This window comes from Maribacter sp. HS (assembly GCF_048059195.1).
In the GTDB taxonomy this organism is placed as follows: domain Bacteria; phylum Bacteroidota; class Bacteroidia; order Flavobacteriales; family Flavobacteriaceae; genus Maribacter; species Maribacter dokdonensis.
Genome location: NZ_JAYLVV010000004.1, coordinates 405,287 through 419,428 on the forward strand (window position 1 = coordinate 405,287; position 14,142 = coordinate 419,428).

Here is a 14,142-nt window from a genome sequence, read left to right on the forward strand (position 1 = left end):
ACAAAACGTGTTCTTGTAAAAACTAACCGTTGTCATATTTCACTACTATTCATAAACAGAAAAGGCCTACCCATTATAGGTAAGCCCTTTACAAATTCAATTTTAAACTAATTATTCCATATCAATAATACCTACCACTTCATAGGCTCTAGAACCGTCCAGTTGTATTTTTTCATAAAGTATGTTAGCATATTCATAGTATGTTAAACCGTCAATAGTAACCTTTTCATACCCATCTGGTAATTCATAAACTACGGTGCCAATTTCTGGTTCAACCACCTCATATCCAGAATTTGCTTCAATATAAAAAGTGCCCCCTACATTAAAATAAAGTCGATTATTAAATCTTACTCTTGCTGAATTAGAAGGTAAAGTGTTGATTCTAAATCCTACTTTTGGTGCAATGGCAATATATCTACCTCTAGAAGCCGTATAATATTTATTATTGGCATAGTAATAATTTTGACCATTGTGTCTAACCACGGTTTTATTAGGAACCGATCTCACCGAAACCACCTTTTTCGTTGGTGTTCTGTATACTACTTTCTTACTGGAAACCCTTCCAGGTGTTTTAGTTACAGTCCTGGTAGTGGTAGTTTTTGTTGTTGTTCTTTTACGTGTTTGGGCATTGCTTGGTAAAGCAAAAGCAATTAATAACAAACCAAGTATTGCATATGTTATAGTATTTGTTTTCATCTGTTTTAGTTTTAAAAGTTAAACTTTACTTTATCGTTCCATACTTTGACAAGTAATATGGCAAGTGGTTTAAATGAAACAGTTGAAAAAACTGTACTAATAGATGATTTAGGGAATTTGATCTACGAATGAGTAAATTGTATAGAAGTTTTAAGATTGAGTTTTGGTGGTACTTTACGCTATTGGTTTAGCGTTTAAGATTTGGCATTGTTCTGTTGGTTTTTCAATACTTTTCTAATAGACTCACTATCCCAATGGATATCATATTCAACAATGCCTCTTTTAAAATCCTCCTCCAATAATCGCTCTTGCTCTTCAAGTTCTTTTCTAACCTTAAAAAGGTAATCATCATCGCCTTTGGGTTCCATTGCCAGCCTTCTTAAACTAGATTCATCATATTTAATAAAATTCTGGACCTGTCTAATTAAGGTGTATTTTCTAAAACCTAGTTTACTTAAAACATCTTTTGCCAATGCTAAAGAGGTATCCAATGATTCTCGGTAAATATTCTCAAAGCCCAAATTCAGCAATTCATATGCATCATTTCTATTCTGGGCACGTATCATTAATTCTACATGAGGATATTTTTCTTTCACAAGTTTGGTAATTTCTTGTGTTATGGGAGGATTATCTATAGCGCATATCAATATTTTAGCCTTTGCAATACCTGCAGCTTCAAGAAGATCTATTCTAGTGGCATCACCATAATATACTTCAAAACCCATTTTACGGAGTACATCTACCCTATTGGAGTCTTGATCTAATATAGTAGCTTCAATACCATGAGAGCGTAAAAATCTACCGACCGTACTTCCAAAATGACCAAAACCTACCAAAATAACATTTTGTGATTTCGCAATATGATCCATAGGTCTTTTGATGGACTCTTTAGTTCCAATTTTTGGTAAGATGAAACGTTCGTTTATGATACTTATTATGGGGGTTATGGACATGGTCAGTGCCGTGATTACCAACATTATATCCATCTGTTCCTGATCTAGGATATTTAATTGAAATGCGAAGGATAGCAATACAAAAGCAAATTCCCCAATTTGGGCCAAGCTAAAAGTTAACAACAAGTTTTGGTCTAGTTTTAGTTTAAATACCTTTCCCGTAATAAAAAGTATCAAAGCCTTTATCAATACTATTGCCAATAATATACCGCCAATAGTCAACGGAATTTTGGCAATGACCACAAAATTGATGGACGCACCTACGGCTATAAAGAACAAACCTAAAAGAAGGTTTTTAAAAGGTTCAAGGTTACTTTCAAGTTCATGTTTGTACTCACTACTAGAAAGTACCACTCCCCCTAAAAAGGCACCTAAAGCAGGTGATAGGCCAACATACTCCATTAAGAATGAAATACTGAATACGATTAACAAAGCAGAGGCAAACAGCAGTTCCCTAACTCCCGTTTTAGCGACTCTTCTTAACATGGGAACAATTAAATATTGACCCGCACCTATGATCAACACAACAGATAGAATAATGGCCAATGTTTGGTAGCCCATGGGCAAACCATCTAAAAGATTACCGGTAGATTCATGGCTATCTGCAGCTGCTTCAACCTCGGTATTGGAAAGCAAAGGAATTGCTCCCAACATAAAGATCACGATGATATCTTGAAATAATAATATGGAAAATGCCGAATTACCAAAGGTAGTTTCCATAAGGCCTTTTTCATCAATAGTTTGCATGGCTATAGCCGTTGAAGATAAAGCTACCGCCATAGATATCACCAAGGCAACCTTCCAATCAAAATCAATTAGTATAAAAAAGAGATAAGAGAGCAACATGGTCCCGGCAACTTGTAAACCACCCATACCAGCAATGGATTTACGCATATTCCAGAAGTTCTTTGGTTCAATTTCAAGCCCAATCAAGAAAAGCATGACCACTACTCCAAATTCAGCAAAATGAAGAATGTCTTCTCCCTCTTCACCTATAAATCCCAAAACATACGGACCTATTAAAACTCCGGCGATCAGATAGCCCAAAACAGAGCTCAAGCCTAATCTTTTAGCTATTGAGACACAGATGATCGCTCCCAATAAAAATACAATGGCATCAAAAAGAAGGCTTCCGGTCATAATTGGTTTGGTTTATTTGGTGCTTTTAATAGAACTCAAACTTAAGTACTAAGCACCGTCTTTTCATTTTGTAGGCTATCTATCAAAGAACTGTATTGCGAACCGTATTCGCTAAGCTGTTCATCAGTTAATCTATAGGTACCCATAACGGTAAATGGTTGTCTATAATTCATTAGACAAAGGTTGGCGGTCTGTTCAAAAGGTCTTAAAAACTCGGTAATGGTATAGCTGTTGCTACCTTGTGAGCAATACAATTCTTTACTTCCACCGGTAGTAATGGCATTTAAACATATTTTTGAAGTTAGGGCCTTGCCCTTTGGTCCGTATGCCCAATTAAATTCCAACACCATATCTATCCATTGCTTTAATAAAGGCGGACAACTGTACCAGTACATTGGATGATGCCAAACGATTACATCATGTTCTTCCAATAATTTTTTTTCATAGGAAACATCAATATGAAAATCTGGATACTCTTCATACAAATCGTGAAAGGTTACACCCTCTTTATTTCTGATATAATTGACCAAAATGGTATTTGCCCTAGATTTTTCAAACTTTGGGTGAGCAAATAAAACAAGTACTTTTTTCATGTTATATCAATTAAGAATAAAGACCTATGGTTTAGTAAGCCAATTACTTCGTAATTAGATTAAAGGAAATTTTAATGCCCTCTATGATCATACCCGTACCAATAATGGCTATGATAAGACCCATTATTTTTCCAATTACCGAAATAACGTTAAAGCCAACTAATTTTACTATTAAATTACTAAGTCTGAACGTGAAATAAGTTAGAAGGCTCATAAAACCGAATACGGCAATAACTATAGCAATATGTACCGGTTGTGCACTGGACACAAAGTTCATTGCGGTAACAATAGTTCCCGGACCGGCCAAAATTGGAATGGCAAGTGGAGACACGGCAATATTCTCATCAATATTAACGTGTTTTATATTTTTTACGTTAGATTGTTTTGATTGTAGCATCTCAAAACCAATATAGAAAATTAGAATTCCGCCCGTGATCTTAAACGCAGGAATACTGATATTGAAAAGTTCAAAAATATACTTGCCTAAAAGCACAAAGACCAATACAATAATAAATGCAATTAGGTTTGCTCTTTTATTGATATCCTCCTTAGTTTTATTATCGGCACCTTGGGTTAACGATAAAAAAACGGTCATGTTAGAAATTGGGTTTGTAATGGCAAAGAAACCAGTAAAAACGGCAATTGAAAATGTAATTAAGTCATCCATTATTATGAGCAAAAATTAATCGTGCAAGAACTTCAATTCCATTTTAAATTCCTAAATAATTTTGAAACTTTTGGGAATTATTGAAAAATAAGAAAAGCTGAGACCATTTTAAAATTAATCTCATTTTTAAGCTTGAATACTTTTAGGAATACAAGTTTTTAAATTACTTGCCAAATTCAAACAAAATAAACTGATTGAGTTGACTGCCGTAAAGATTGAAGTTGTTATCGGCAACCACAATTAAAGACCTATTGCCATTTTCAAAATTTGGGCCAAACGTAATACCTTCAATATTGTCTACAACACCGTTTGTTAAATCATTTCGGATAGTATCAAAATTATACAAAAGCTTTTTGGTTGCCTTTGAGTAGTTTCTGACTTTTAAACTTTTAAAATTGCTTACGTCTGTTGCATTACTGGCATCTACATCATAAATTTTAACCGTGTTACCACCATCTTTGTACCCCATAGCGTAAGAACGTTCCAAAACTAAAAACTTATTAGTATCATATTCCAAAATTTCTACAACACCGTTCAATTCAAAAGAATGCCCATTAATAGCTTGCCTGGTTACATTATCTAATTCGTACACTATTTCTTTTTCAAAACTACCGGTTTCTTTATTGATGAAAGCAATCCTTACTGGCGAATCAGTCTCGTCTAACGTTGGTTCATCGCCATCTTGTTTTAGTGGTAATTCCATTGCCGCCCAATACCCTTTTTGTTGATGGCTTAAGGTTATACTTTCAAAAACACCATTATGACGAGGGCCAAACTTTGGGTCAGGATGAATTAAAAAACGGTCTCTGACATCAATTTCTTTAACGAATTTTCCGCTTGAATCTGAAATACGTACAAATGGGTTTACTCCATTATTGATATTACCTTCACTTGTCCAAATGAACGAGCCGTTATCATATCTTAAAGATTCTGGATCAATACTTCCTTCAGAAAAACCTAGACCATTTTTATCTTTAAGGAGTGTGACCGATTTCATGAAGATGGAATCAAAACCATTTAAGTCAAACGAAATCTCAGCCTGATAAAATCTTGGAGATTCAGTATTATCACTGATTAAATAATAACTGCCATTTGCATAATCAATACTGGATAAGCCACCAACTTTAGTGCTGTTAAGAGCTGACTCTGCCGGCAGAACATACTCATCTACAAAACGTAAGTTTATAGTGTTTTCGGCTTTCTTGCTATCCTTTTTACCACCGCAAGATGTTATTATTAAAGCTGTGCATGCAAATAGCAATTTTACTACAATCCTCATTTTATCGGTTTTAATAGCGAAATTTTATTGGCACCGCCAAAGGGTATAATACCCCGAGGCTTGCCTCGAATTTAAAAGTTTATTTCCGTTGAATGTCTCATGGGCTTATCCTGAGGTGTTTTATTCTTGCAAAATTATTCATAATAAAAAGGTTGTATCAAATTAAAAGAACAAAAAAGTCCTAAACCAATGTATTTGTTATAGAAAGTAAATTTTCAATTTTCTGAGTGTTGTATGCATCTGCGTGTGCTGTGGCATATGAACCTTTATCATTATCAAAATACTCACCAGATTTTGCTAAATCTGTCATACTTAAATTGTACAGAATGTCAACTCCCTTTTCTGCAGGAGACCAATGCTGCCCATACGCTTCTTTAGCCATTTTTGTATTTAATAAAGAACCCGGATTTACCGCCACTACCGTAATTGATGGTTCTTGTTCCGCTAAATAAAAACTCCACATTGTTAATGCCAGTTTGCTTTGCGCATAAGCTTCGTTGGCACCCAAACCTGTTTTGCCTTCTAAAGCTTGTACATTTATAGTTGATTGAGCGGCGGAACTTAAATTCACAACTCTTGGTGTGTCTGATGCTTTTAAATTTGCTAATATGCCATTAGTCAATAGATATGGTGCAAAGTAGTTTACCACAAACCGAATATCCGTAGCGGCACTATTGCTGTTTGTCATTAAAACGCCTGCATTGTTGACCAAAACATCAATTACTGGCATTTTTTCTGCAACTTCTTCAGCCATTTTTTTAACTGCACTTAAGTCTGAAAAGTCCGCTAAAAAGCCAATAACATTTTCATTATTAGATTGCTGTTTAATTTCTTTTAAAGTAGCGCTTAATTTAGCATCGCTCCTACCGTGAATGGCTACAAAGTGCCCTTCTTTAGCCAAACGCAAGGCTAGTAATTTTCCTATGCCGTCTGTACTTCCTGTTATTAATATATGTTTCATTTTGTTCTTTTATGTTGATGAAAACTGGCAATACAACTATTGCCAGTTTTATAATTTCATTTTTGTCTAATATAATAAACTACGCTTCCTGTAATTAGAATGGTGCTACAGTATCCTTAGGACCATCTGGCAAACTCCAACGTTGGCGAGCGGTAACACTTTCCAAGGCAACATCTTTAATAGAGTCACTGTTACTATTCCCGTAACTACTGGTACTACCACGTGGTATTTGCATACGGTCACCATACAGCCAAACTACTAAATTACTACGTTGTCCGCTTGTAATTGGGTGTGTTGCGTGTGGCACATTACCTCTATGGATGATGGCTTTTCCTGGCTCAAACTTAGTTTGTACCGTTTTACCTGAAGCTTTATCATAGAAATCGACTATAGAACCTGTAAATTCTTCATCAGGTAAGTTAATGTTGATATTCAAGGTAGCCGCAGAAGCATCGGTATGTGCGTGTAAATCCTTGTCTTTATCCGGATTGTATTGTATTGAAAATCCAAAAGTCTGATTGTCATAACCATAAGTTCCCAATAATAAACGTGCTATCGGACGCATAAAACGGTCCATCATATCATTATAAAATGCCTGAAAATTAGGTGCTGCCAAATGCCCTTCAGAACGAGGATCTAGCATCATACCATATCGATTTAACTGTATGCCATAAGGCGCACGTTTTGGTACTCTTGAATTTGCAACAGCTTCTAAATAGTTGCGGAAATCCGCCAAGCGATCTACATCAAAAAACTGCGCTACATAAACACCAGGTATAACTTCTTCCCATAAATCGGCAACAGCAGATTCTTTTTCCGGGTTTTCCCAAGCCTCTTTAATAGCTTTACGTAAACGTGGGTCAAGCAAAGTTTCGTCAGGAACTAGTAAATCGTCCTTGTTTTCTATTTCCCATTCTGCCCAAGCAGCTTCTAGCAATTTTCGGTTTTCATTCCAAAATTGTGCAACTGATGGATCGCGTCTTAACGATAATTCTCGTGAAGGTACTTCTAGCGCACGAGCTTCTGCAAGTGCATTTGTATGTTCTAAAGTTTTCATAATTATATGTTTTAAGTATAGCTACTGCTATTTTTTTATCTATAACAAAATTACGCACAACCGGCTGTTCTACTTTGGTAGTAAAAATGGAGGTTTTAGTAAAAAACAAGGTTTTGCTAAGTTTTAAATGAAAAATGCCTCTAAAAAGAGGCATTTGACACTATTAATCAACCATAAGGATACATTGCAAATCCCTATCGTTTTAGTTCTCAACTACTATTTTACCAATAGCTTTTCCGCTTTGTAAATGTGCGTAAGCATCACCAACTTCTTCTAAGGAAAACTTGTTTTCATCTACTATTGGCGTTAAATGTCCTTCATTAGAAATTTCAGCCAAACGCCCTAAAATAGTTCCGTGTTCCTCTCTTTTAAAATTGTGCAACATTGGTATTAGCATAAATACTACGTGTAATGATGCTCCTTTAAAATGCAACGGAGTTAAGTCTAACTCACACAACGACACCGTAGTAGAAATATGTCCGTTTAAGGCAACCGCTTCAATAGAATTGGTCAGGTTTGCACCACCAACGGTATCAAAAACCACATCAAAACCACCATCGGTATATTTTGCTGTGTAATCTGCTACTTTTTCAGTTTTAAAATCGATGAAGGTTGCACCAAATTTTTCAACAATAGCTTTTTGATTACCACCAGTACCTGTAGCAAAAACTTCTGCTCCAAAATACTTTGCCAACTGCACCGCTAAATGACCAACACCACCAGAACCACCGTGTACCAATACTTTCTGACCTTCTTTTACACCTGCTCTTGTTAAACCTTCGTAAGCTGTAATAGCTACTAATGGTAAAGCTGCAGTTTCGCGCATGGTTAAGCCTTTTGGTTTGTGCGCTACAAGGTTGCTATCGGCTACAATATATTCCGTTAAGGTTCCTGGTAAATCGGCTAAACCGCCAGCACAACCGTACACTTCATCGCCTACTTTAAAACCCTCTACGCCATCGCCAACCGATTCTATAGTTCCTGAGAAATCCATACCTAATAAGGCTGGTGTAGCTGGTGATAATGGTAAATCCGTTCCCATATTCTTAATCATAGTGTCAATTGTATTTACACTAGATGCCGCTATTTTTACCAATACGTGATTTGCCTTTACGGTTGGTTTTTCAATTTCCGATACCTCGAAATTCCCATTTTCTCCGTAGTTGTTTATAAGCATTGCTTTCATATCTAATCTTCTTTTATTTTTCGTTAATCGTTAATCGTTAATCGTTAATCGTTATTCGTTAATTGTTGTATGTTTTTCGCTGTATGCTACACGCTTCGCGTTATACGCAAAAACTGAAAGTCGATATGCGATTGGCGTAAAGCTTGTTGCGAAAGGCGCTCAGCGCCCTTAATTTACTTCTTGAATATCCATCACCATTTGCTCCCAATTCTTTTGGTTATTATGGTCAAACTGAGCACCATTTTCATCTGCGTAGGTGAATCTTTTTATGGCTGGTGTTCTGCTCGTAGCTTGAAACAATTGGTAGGCTTCTTCTTTTAAAGCCTCTTTAATTGGCAAGTCTATGGATGCATAAACTGCACGTTTACTAGCAGCAATAGAATCTGCCGGAAATTTGGAGATGCGCTCTGCCAAAGCATCTACGTATGGTCCTATTTCATCTGCATCTAACGCCTTGTTAATAGTTCCGAATTTTTCAGCTTCGTCTGCATCCCAATCTCTGGCTCCTAAGATAATTTCCAGTGCCTTACCTAAACCAGTTTGTCTTGCCATACGTGAAGCGCCACCACCACAAGGTAAAATGCCCATACCTACTTCCATTTGCATAAATTTGGCTTTACCTCTTGCTGCAAAACGCATATCTAGTGCCAATGCCATTTCGTGTCCGCCACCACGTGCAAAACCTTCAATTTTAGCAATAGTTGCTTGTGGTACGTTGCTTAAACGTTCTAAAACAGCTTGTAAGTCTAATAACTGTACTTCGTTTCTTGGTACCGCTTCCATAGACATATCTCTAAGTAAGTTGGTATCATAATGGCATACCCAATAATCTGGATTTGAAGATTCAAAAACAACTACTTTTACGCTTCTATCGCGCTCCAGTCGTAAACAAAGACTGCTTAAATCTGCAAGCATTTCTTGCCCTTGTACGTTTACAGGACCAAAGTTGATGGTCACTGTTAAAATTCCTCCTTTTTGTTCTGCCGTAAATGTTTGAAAATTCTTGTATTCCATAGTATTGAGTTTTTGGTTAATTATTGTTCTGTTAGTATTACAGTACAAAGTTACCTAGGCACTCAAGCTTTGGATAAGTAAAAAACACAGGGCTTTTAGTAAAAAAAGAGGTAAATAGTAATTTATTGGGAAATACTTGCCTTATAAGCACCAATAGTCATTCCCTTATAACTTTGAAAGGTTTTGTTAAGGTGACTGGAATCTGTAAAGCCTAATTCCATTGCAATTTCTGAAAACTGTAAATCGGTATATTTTAATCGGGTTTCTACCAGTTTTAATTTGTAGTTAAGAATGTATTTTTTTAAAGAAACATCGGTATGTTTTTTAAAGTACTCACTAATATAATTGTCCGCCATATGAAACTCTTCTGCCAAGTTTTGGGTGGTAAGCAATTCTGAATTGTAAATATTAGCGTGAATAAAGTTGATGATTTGCTGAATTTTAGAAGACTCCACAATTTTGGTACTCATATCAGCATTTAAAAACTGAATGTTACGGGCAATAAGGTGAAGAATTACGGAAAGTGAATTTTGAATGATAAACAGGTCGTATGATTTCTTTTTATCGTTTTCCGCAGCCACCATTTTTATTAATGACAATAAATGTATTTTATCCGATTCGGTTTCAAAACGCATTTCACGTAATTGATGACTTTCACTATTTAAAATCCCTTCAATTTTTCTAAACCAATCGTTCACCGGAAGATTTGCATTTTGTGGTGCATCTCCCCTAAAAAAGCTTTTCAAGAATTTTATGGCAATGGTAGTAGTTGCCGATTCTGGGTTTACGATATAAATATCATCTGGCACAAAAACAAAAATACTATTAGCCGAATAGTTTACCGTTTTCCCATTAATTTTTATGGTGCCGCTACCCTTTTCAAAATACACAATCTCAAAAAACCTGATGGTAGTGTACTTACAAAACTCAAAAAAGGTTTGGTCTTTGTATTCTTGAATTACAATATTTTCGATAATGGTACGTGGCATAGGGCTTAAAAGTACTATATAATTTTCGCTTCGGTTTCAAGCGCTAAAAATTTATGGATGTCACTAACTACAATAGACCCTTCACCTACTGCCGAAGCTACACGTTTAACCGACCCGGAACGCACATCGCCAACAGCAAAAAGTCCGGGTAAACTGGTTTCAAAAGTGTAAGGCTTTCTATGTTTGAATACGGATTCGCCATTTAAAGCATTGTCGCAAATAGTGAGCCCTGTGTGTACAAAGCCTTTAGCATCTGTGTCTATAATATTATCTAACCACTCCGTACACGGTTTTGCGCCAACAAATGTAAATAGGTAATTAATGTTGTTTTCTACTAAAGCATCGTTTTGTTTGATTTCTACCTTTTCCAAATACGTATCGCCTTCAACCTTAACGACATTACTACCCGTTAAAACTTCAATATTATCACATGCGAAAATTCGCTGCACAAGGTAATCGCTCATTTTTGCGCCAATATCCTCGTTTCTGATGATTACATGTACTTTATGCGCATGGTTTGCTAAAAACAATGCCGCCTGACCTGCGGAGTTGCCACCGCCCACAATACCTATTTCGCTGTTTTTACACATATTGGCATGCATTGAAGTGGCACTATAGTACACTCCGGAACCTTCAAATTTTTCAATACCTTCTAAAGGCAGTCTTCTATACGCGGCACCTGTTGCGGCAATGACCGTTTTAGCCTTTAGTATAGATGTGTTGTTAGAATTAACTTCGTAATAACCATTTTTGCGCACTATGCCCTCTACCCTATGCGGCACGGATATGGTACAACCAAACTTTTGTGCCTGTATGTAGCCATTATTGGCAAGGTCACGTCCTGAAATTCCGGTAGGAAACCCAAGATAGTTCTCAATTTTAGAACTTTTACCGGCTTGTCCGCCAGGGGAATTACTATCTATAGTCAACACTTTTAAGCCTTCTGAAGCGGCATAAACACTAGCAGCCAAGCCAGCGGGACCAGCACCTACCACCAGAACATCATAAACATCATCATCCAATTGTAATCTAACACCGGTACACGTACCAATTTCATCTATGGATGGACGAACGGAAATCTCATTCTGACTATTGATCAAAACAGGCAGGTCAGATTCTTTTAAATTGAAAGTTTCCAATAGTTGCACCAATCCGTCTTCCTTATCCGAATCAATAAAATTGTACCAAATATCATTCTTGTCCATGAAATCACGGATAGCGTAGGTTTCATTGGAGTGTTCAGAACCAATGAGCTTAATACCCTGAACGTTGTTTTTAAGCGCGTCTTCACGTAATAAAAATGCATTCAGAAGTACATCGCTAATATCACTGAATTTGGCAATGGCACTTTTTAGATTTTCAGGACTAATTCTTATGAGCTGTGTATTTGCCAAGGTTTCACCGCAAACCCCAACGGCTCTGTGCGAAAGAATACTACTTGAACCTGAGAATTGATGCCTGGTATGAATGGCAATATTTTCATCTTTTTTATCAGGGTCTATAATTCTGATTCCGCCAGTAAGCACCACAAAAAAATCATAATGCCGGTCTCCAAAATCCAAAACGATCGTTGGCTCCTTATAGAATTCTATTTCACCGTACTTCTTAAGTTTTTCTACCTGAACATTAGTTAATTCAGGAAATTTTGGATCGATCATAATTGGTTTGATTGTTTAGATAGTGATAACCTTGAACATAAGATAATGTTTGTAATCTATTCTACCTCATAATCACCATTACTTCTTATGTAAAGAATTGTTTCTTTAGTGGTAGAAATGATTGAAGTTGCATTTTTTTCAGCTCCAAAATAAGAACCGGGTTGTAAATCATTTTTAGTATCTTTTTTAATAAACTGATGTGTTACTTCACCAGAAATGACCACTGCTCTAAAATTAGGACTTAAGTTTTTAATCTTTCCATTAAAACCAGCTGGCAATTTTAAAAGTGCGGCACGTAGCTGATTTTTTTCGTGACTTCCCCATAAAAATGCAGTTTCTACATTGCTCTTTTCAGAAACCCATTGGATGTCGTTAGCATTTAACCAGACCAAGTTTGTTTTATCAACATTAATTGGTCTTTCACCATTATCAAAAGCTTCAGACGTTGGTTTTACTAAATACGGACCTTCTTGAATGTCTAAAAAAGCTAAATTTTCTTCACCGTCAGCAGCGGTAATATGCGCTTCTCCCGCTGGCTGTTGCCAATAAGAACCTGCTGGTAGCCATTGTTTCTCGGCATTTTCATCATCATTATGTAACAATCCCTTAATTACTACACCTCTATAAGTGATGTTATGAATATGTGGTGGCGAAGAAAATCCTTTATTGAATTTCACTAAAAATCCCGCTGGTTCATTTTTTGTTCTGTCTCCCCAAAGTTTTCCGGCAGCCGGACTCTTATCGCCTCGCAAAGGGTTTAACCAACCCCATTCTACATTATCTGCGGTTACCACTTCATTTACAGACTTAATGTCGTCTGTTATTGGTGTTTGTGCAGTTATCTTGTTACTTGCAAATACAGCCGTTACAGCTAAAATTGATAATATATTTTTCATTTTGCTTAATTTATTTGACTCATAGAGTCTAAAATCCTTCTAAAACAATTTTACCTTTTGCTTTTCCTGTCTCTAAAAAAGCATGAGCTTTTCTAAGATTTTCAGCATTTATAGTCCCGAAGTTTTCTCCCAAAGTGGTTCTTACTGTTCCGTTGTCTATAAGCTCAGAAACTTCGTTTAAGATATTATGCTGCTCAATCATGTCATCGGTCTGGAACATAGAGCGCGTAAACATCAATTCTATATGAGTAGATACCGCTTTACCCTTAAAAGGCATCACGTTTAATGATTTTGGGTCATCTATGAATCCAAATTTCCCTTGTGGTTTAATCAGTTTTACAATTTCATCTACGTGATGTTCCGTAGCATTTAAACTCACTACGTATTCAGGTGCTGGCAAGTGGTATTTTTCAAATTCATCACTAAGCTTATTTCTGTGATTAATTACCGTATCTGCACCCAATTCTTTTAGCCAAGAATTAGTTTCTTCTCTAGAAGCGGTACCAATAATATTCAATTTTGTAAACTTTTTAGCCAGTTGCACTAAAATAGAACCCACGCCACCAGCAGCACCAATAACCAAAATAGATTTTTTGGCATCATTTTTAGAAACCTCTAATCTATGAAATAGCATTTCGTAAGCCGTTAGCGTAGTTAATGGTAAGGCAGCGGCTTCTGCAAACGATAAACTTGCAGGTTTTTTACCTACTATACGTTCATCAACCAACTGATATTCGGCATTACTACCTTGCCGGTTTAAATCACCAGCATACCAAACTTCATCACCAACGTTAAACAAGGTAACATCTTCACCTACTTCCTTAACAACACCTGTAGCATCCCAACCAATAACACTCCATTCTCCATCTGAAGCTGGTCTATTGGCTCTAATTTTATAATCTACAGGGTTTACAGAAATGGCTTTTACTTCAACTAAAATATCTTTACCAGTTGCTTTAGGCATATCTATTTCTATATCCTGAAGCGAATTAACATCTGTTGCCGGAAGATTTTTTTTATATCCTATTGCTTTCATAAATGTGATTTTTAAAT

The 14,142-nt window shown here is 36.3% G+C and carries 13 protein-coding genes; all 13 read right to left on the reverse strand.

The window, feature by feature from the left end; translation table 11 throughout:
- Positions 1 to 111: 111 nt before the first annotated feature.
- The 13 genes from VBZ51_RS11305 to VBZ51_RS11365 all read right to left on the reverse strand — a co-directional run bounded on the left by VBZ51_RS11305 (position 112) and on the right by VBZ51_RS11365 (position 14,125).
- Positions 112 to 696 carry a DUF6515 family protein gene (locus tag VBZ51_RS11305; protein WP_416576991.1) on the reverse strand — a complete coding sequence of 195 codons (585 nt, stop codon included), beginning with the start codon at positions 694 to 696 and terminating at the stop codon, positions 112 to 114.
- 194 nt (positions 697 to 890) lie between these two features.
- Positions 891 to 2,789, reverse strand: a complete 1,899-nt coding sequence (locus VBZ51_RS11310) for a monovalent cation:proton antiporter-2 (CPA2) family protein (protein WP_091604179.1) — start codon at positions 2,787 to 2,789, stop codon at positions 891 to 893.
- A gap of 41 nt (positions 2,790 to 2,830) precedes the next feature.
- Positions 2,831 to 3,382 carry an NAD(P)H-dependent oxidoreductase gene (locus tag VBZ51_RS11315; RefSeq protein WP_058102780.1) on the reverse strand — a complete coding sequence of 184 codons (552 nt, stop codon included), beginning with the start codon at positions 3,380 to 3,382 and terminating at the stop codon, positions 2,831 to 2,833.
- 43 nt (positions 3,383 to 3,425) lie between these two features.
- Positions 3,426 to 4,049, reverse strand: a complete 624-nt coding sequence (locus tag VBZ51_RS11320; protein WP_058102779.1) for a MarC family protein — start codon at positions 4,047 to 4,049, stop codon at positions 3,426 to 3,428.
- 163 nt (positions 4,050 to 4,212) lie between these two features.
- The gene (locus tag VBZ51_RS11325) at positions 4,213 to 5,328 is read right to left on the reverse strand and encodes an esterase-like activity of phytase family protein (protein ID WP_416576992.1); all 1,116 of its coding nucleotides are present in this window, start codon (positions 5,326 to 5,328) and stop codon (positions 4,213 to 4,215) included.
- Positions 5,329 to 5,509: 181 nt separating this feature from the next.
- The gene (locus VBZ51_RS11330) at positions 5,510 to 6,289 is read right to left on the reverse strand and encodes an SDR family NAD(P)-dependent oxidoreductase (protein WP_416576993.1); all 780 of its coding nucleotides are present in this window, start codon (positions 6,287 to 6,289) and stop codon (positions 5,510 to 5,512) included.
- Positions 6,290 to 6,383: 94 nt separating this feature from the next.
- A complete protein-coding gene (locus VBZ51_RS11335) occupies positions 6,384 to 7,346 on the reverse strand; it encodes a 2OG-Fe(II) oxygenase (RefSeq protein WP_416576994.1) in 963 nt (320 codons plus the stop codon).
- 202 nt (positions 7,347 to 7,548) lie between these two features.
- Positions 7,549 to 8,532, reverse strand: coding sequence for a zinc-dependent alcohol dehydrogenase family protein (locus tag VBZ51_RS11340; protein ID WP_416576995.1), 984 nt, complete (start codon positions 8,530 to 8,532; stop codon positions 7,549 to 7,551).
- A 168-nt stretch (positions 8,533 to 8,700) separates the two neighbouring features.
- Complete coding sequence (locus VBZ51_RS11345) at positions 8,701 to 9,546, reverse strand: enoyl-CoA hydratase/isomerase family protein (protein ID WP_416576996.1); 846 nt, start codon at positions 9,544 to 9,546, stop codon at positions 8,701 to 8,703.
- 122 nt (positions 9,547 to 9,668) lie between these two features.
- The gene (locus tag VBZ51_RS11350) at positions 9,669 to 10,535 is read right to left on the reverse strand and encodes an AraC family transcriptional regulator (protein WP_416576997.1); all 867 of its coding nucleotides are present in this window, start codon (positions 10,533 to 10,535) and stop codon (positions 9,669 to 9,671) included.
- 14 nt (positions 10,536 to 10,549) lie between these two features.
- Positions 10,550 to 12,193 (reverse strand): FAD-dependent oxidoreductase, encoded by a 1,644-nt coding sequence (locus VBZ51_RS11355; RefSeq protein WP_416576998.1) that lies wholly within the window; start codon positions 12,191 to 12,193, stop codon positions 10,550 to 10,552.
- 56 nt (positions 12,194 to 12,249) lie between these two features.
- Positions 12,250 to 13,089, reverse strand: a complete 840-nt coding sequence (locus VBZ51_RS11360) for a DUF4437 domain-containing protein (RefSeq protein WP_416576999.1) — start codon at positions 13,087 to 13,089, stop codon at positions 12,250 to 12,252.
- Positions 13,090 to 13,117: 28 nt separating this feature from the next.
- Positions 13,118 to 14,125: a zinc-binding alcohol dehydrogenase family protein gene (locus tag VBZ51_RS11365; RefSeq protein ID WP_416577000.1), complete on the reverse strand. Its 1,008-nt coding sequence runs from the start codon at positions 14,123 to 14,125 to the stop codon at positions 13,118 to 13,120.
- Between the last annotated feature and the right edge of the window lie 17 nt (positions 14,126 to 14,142).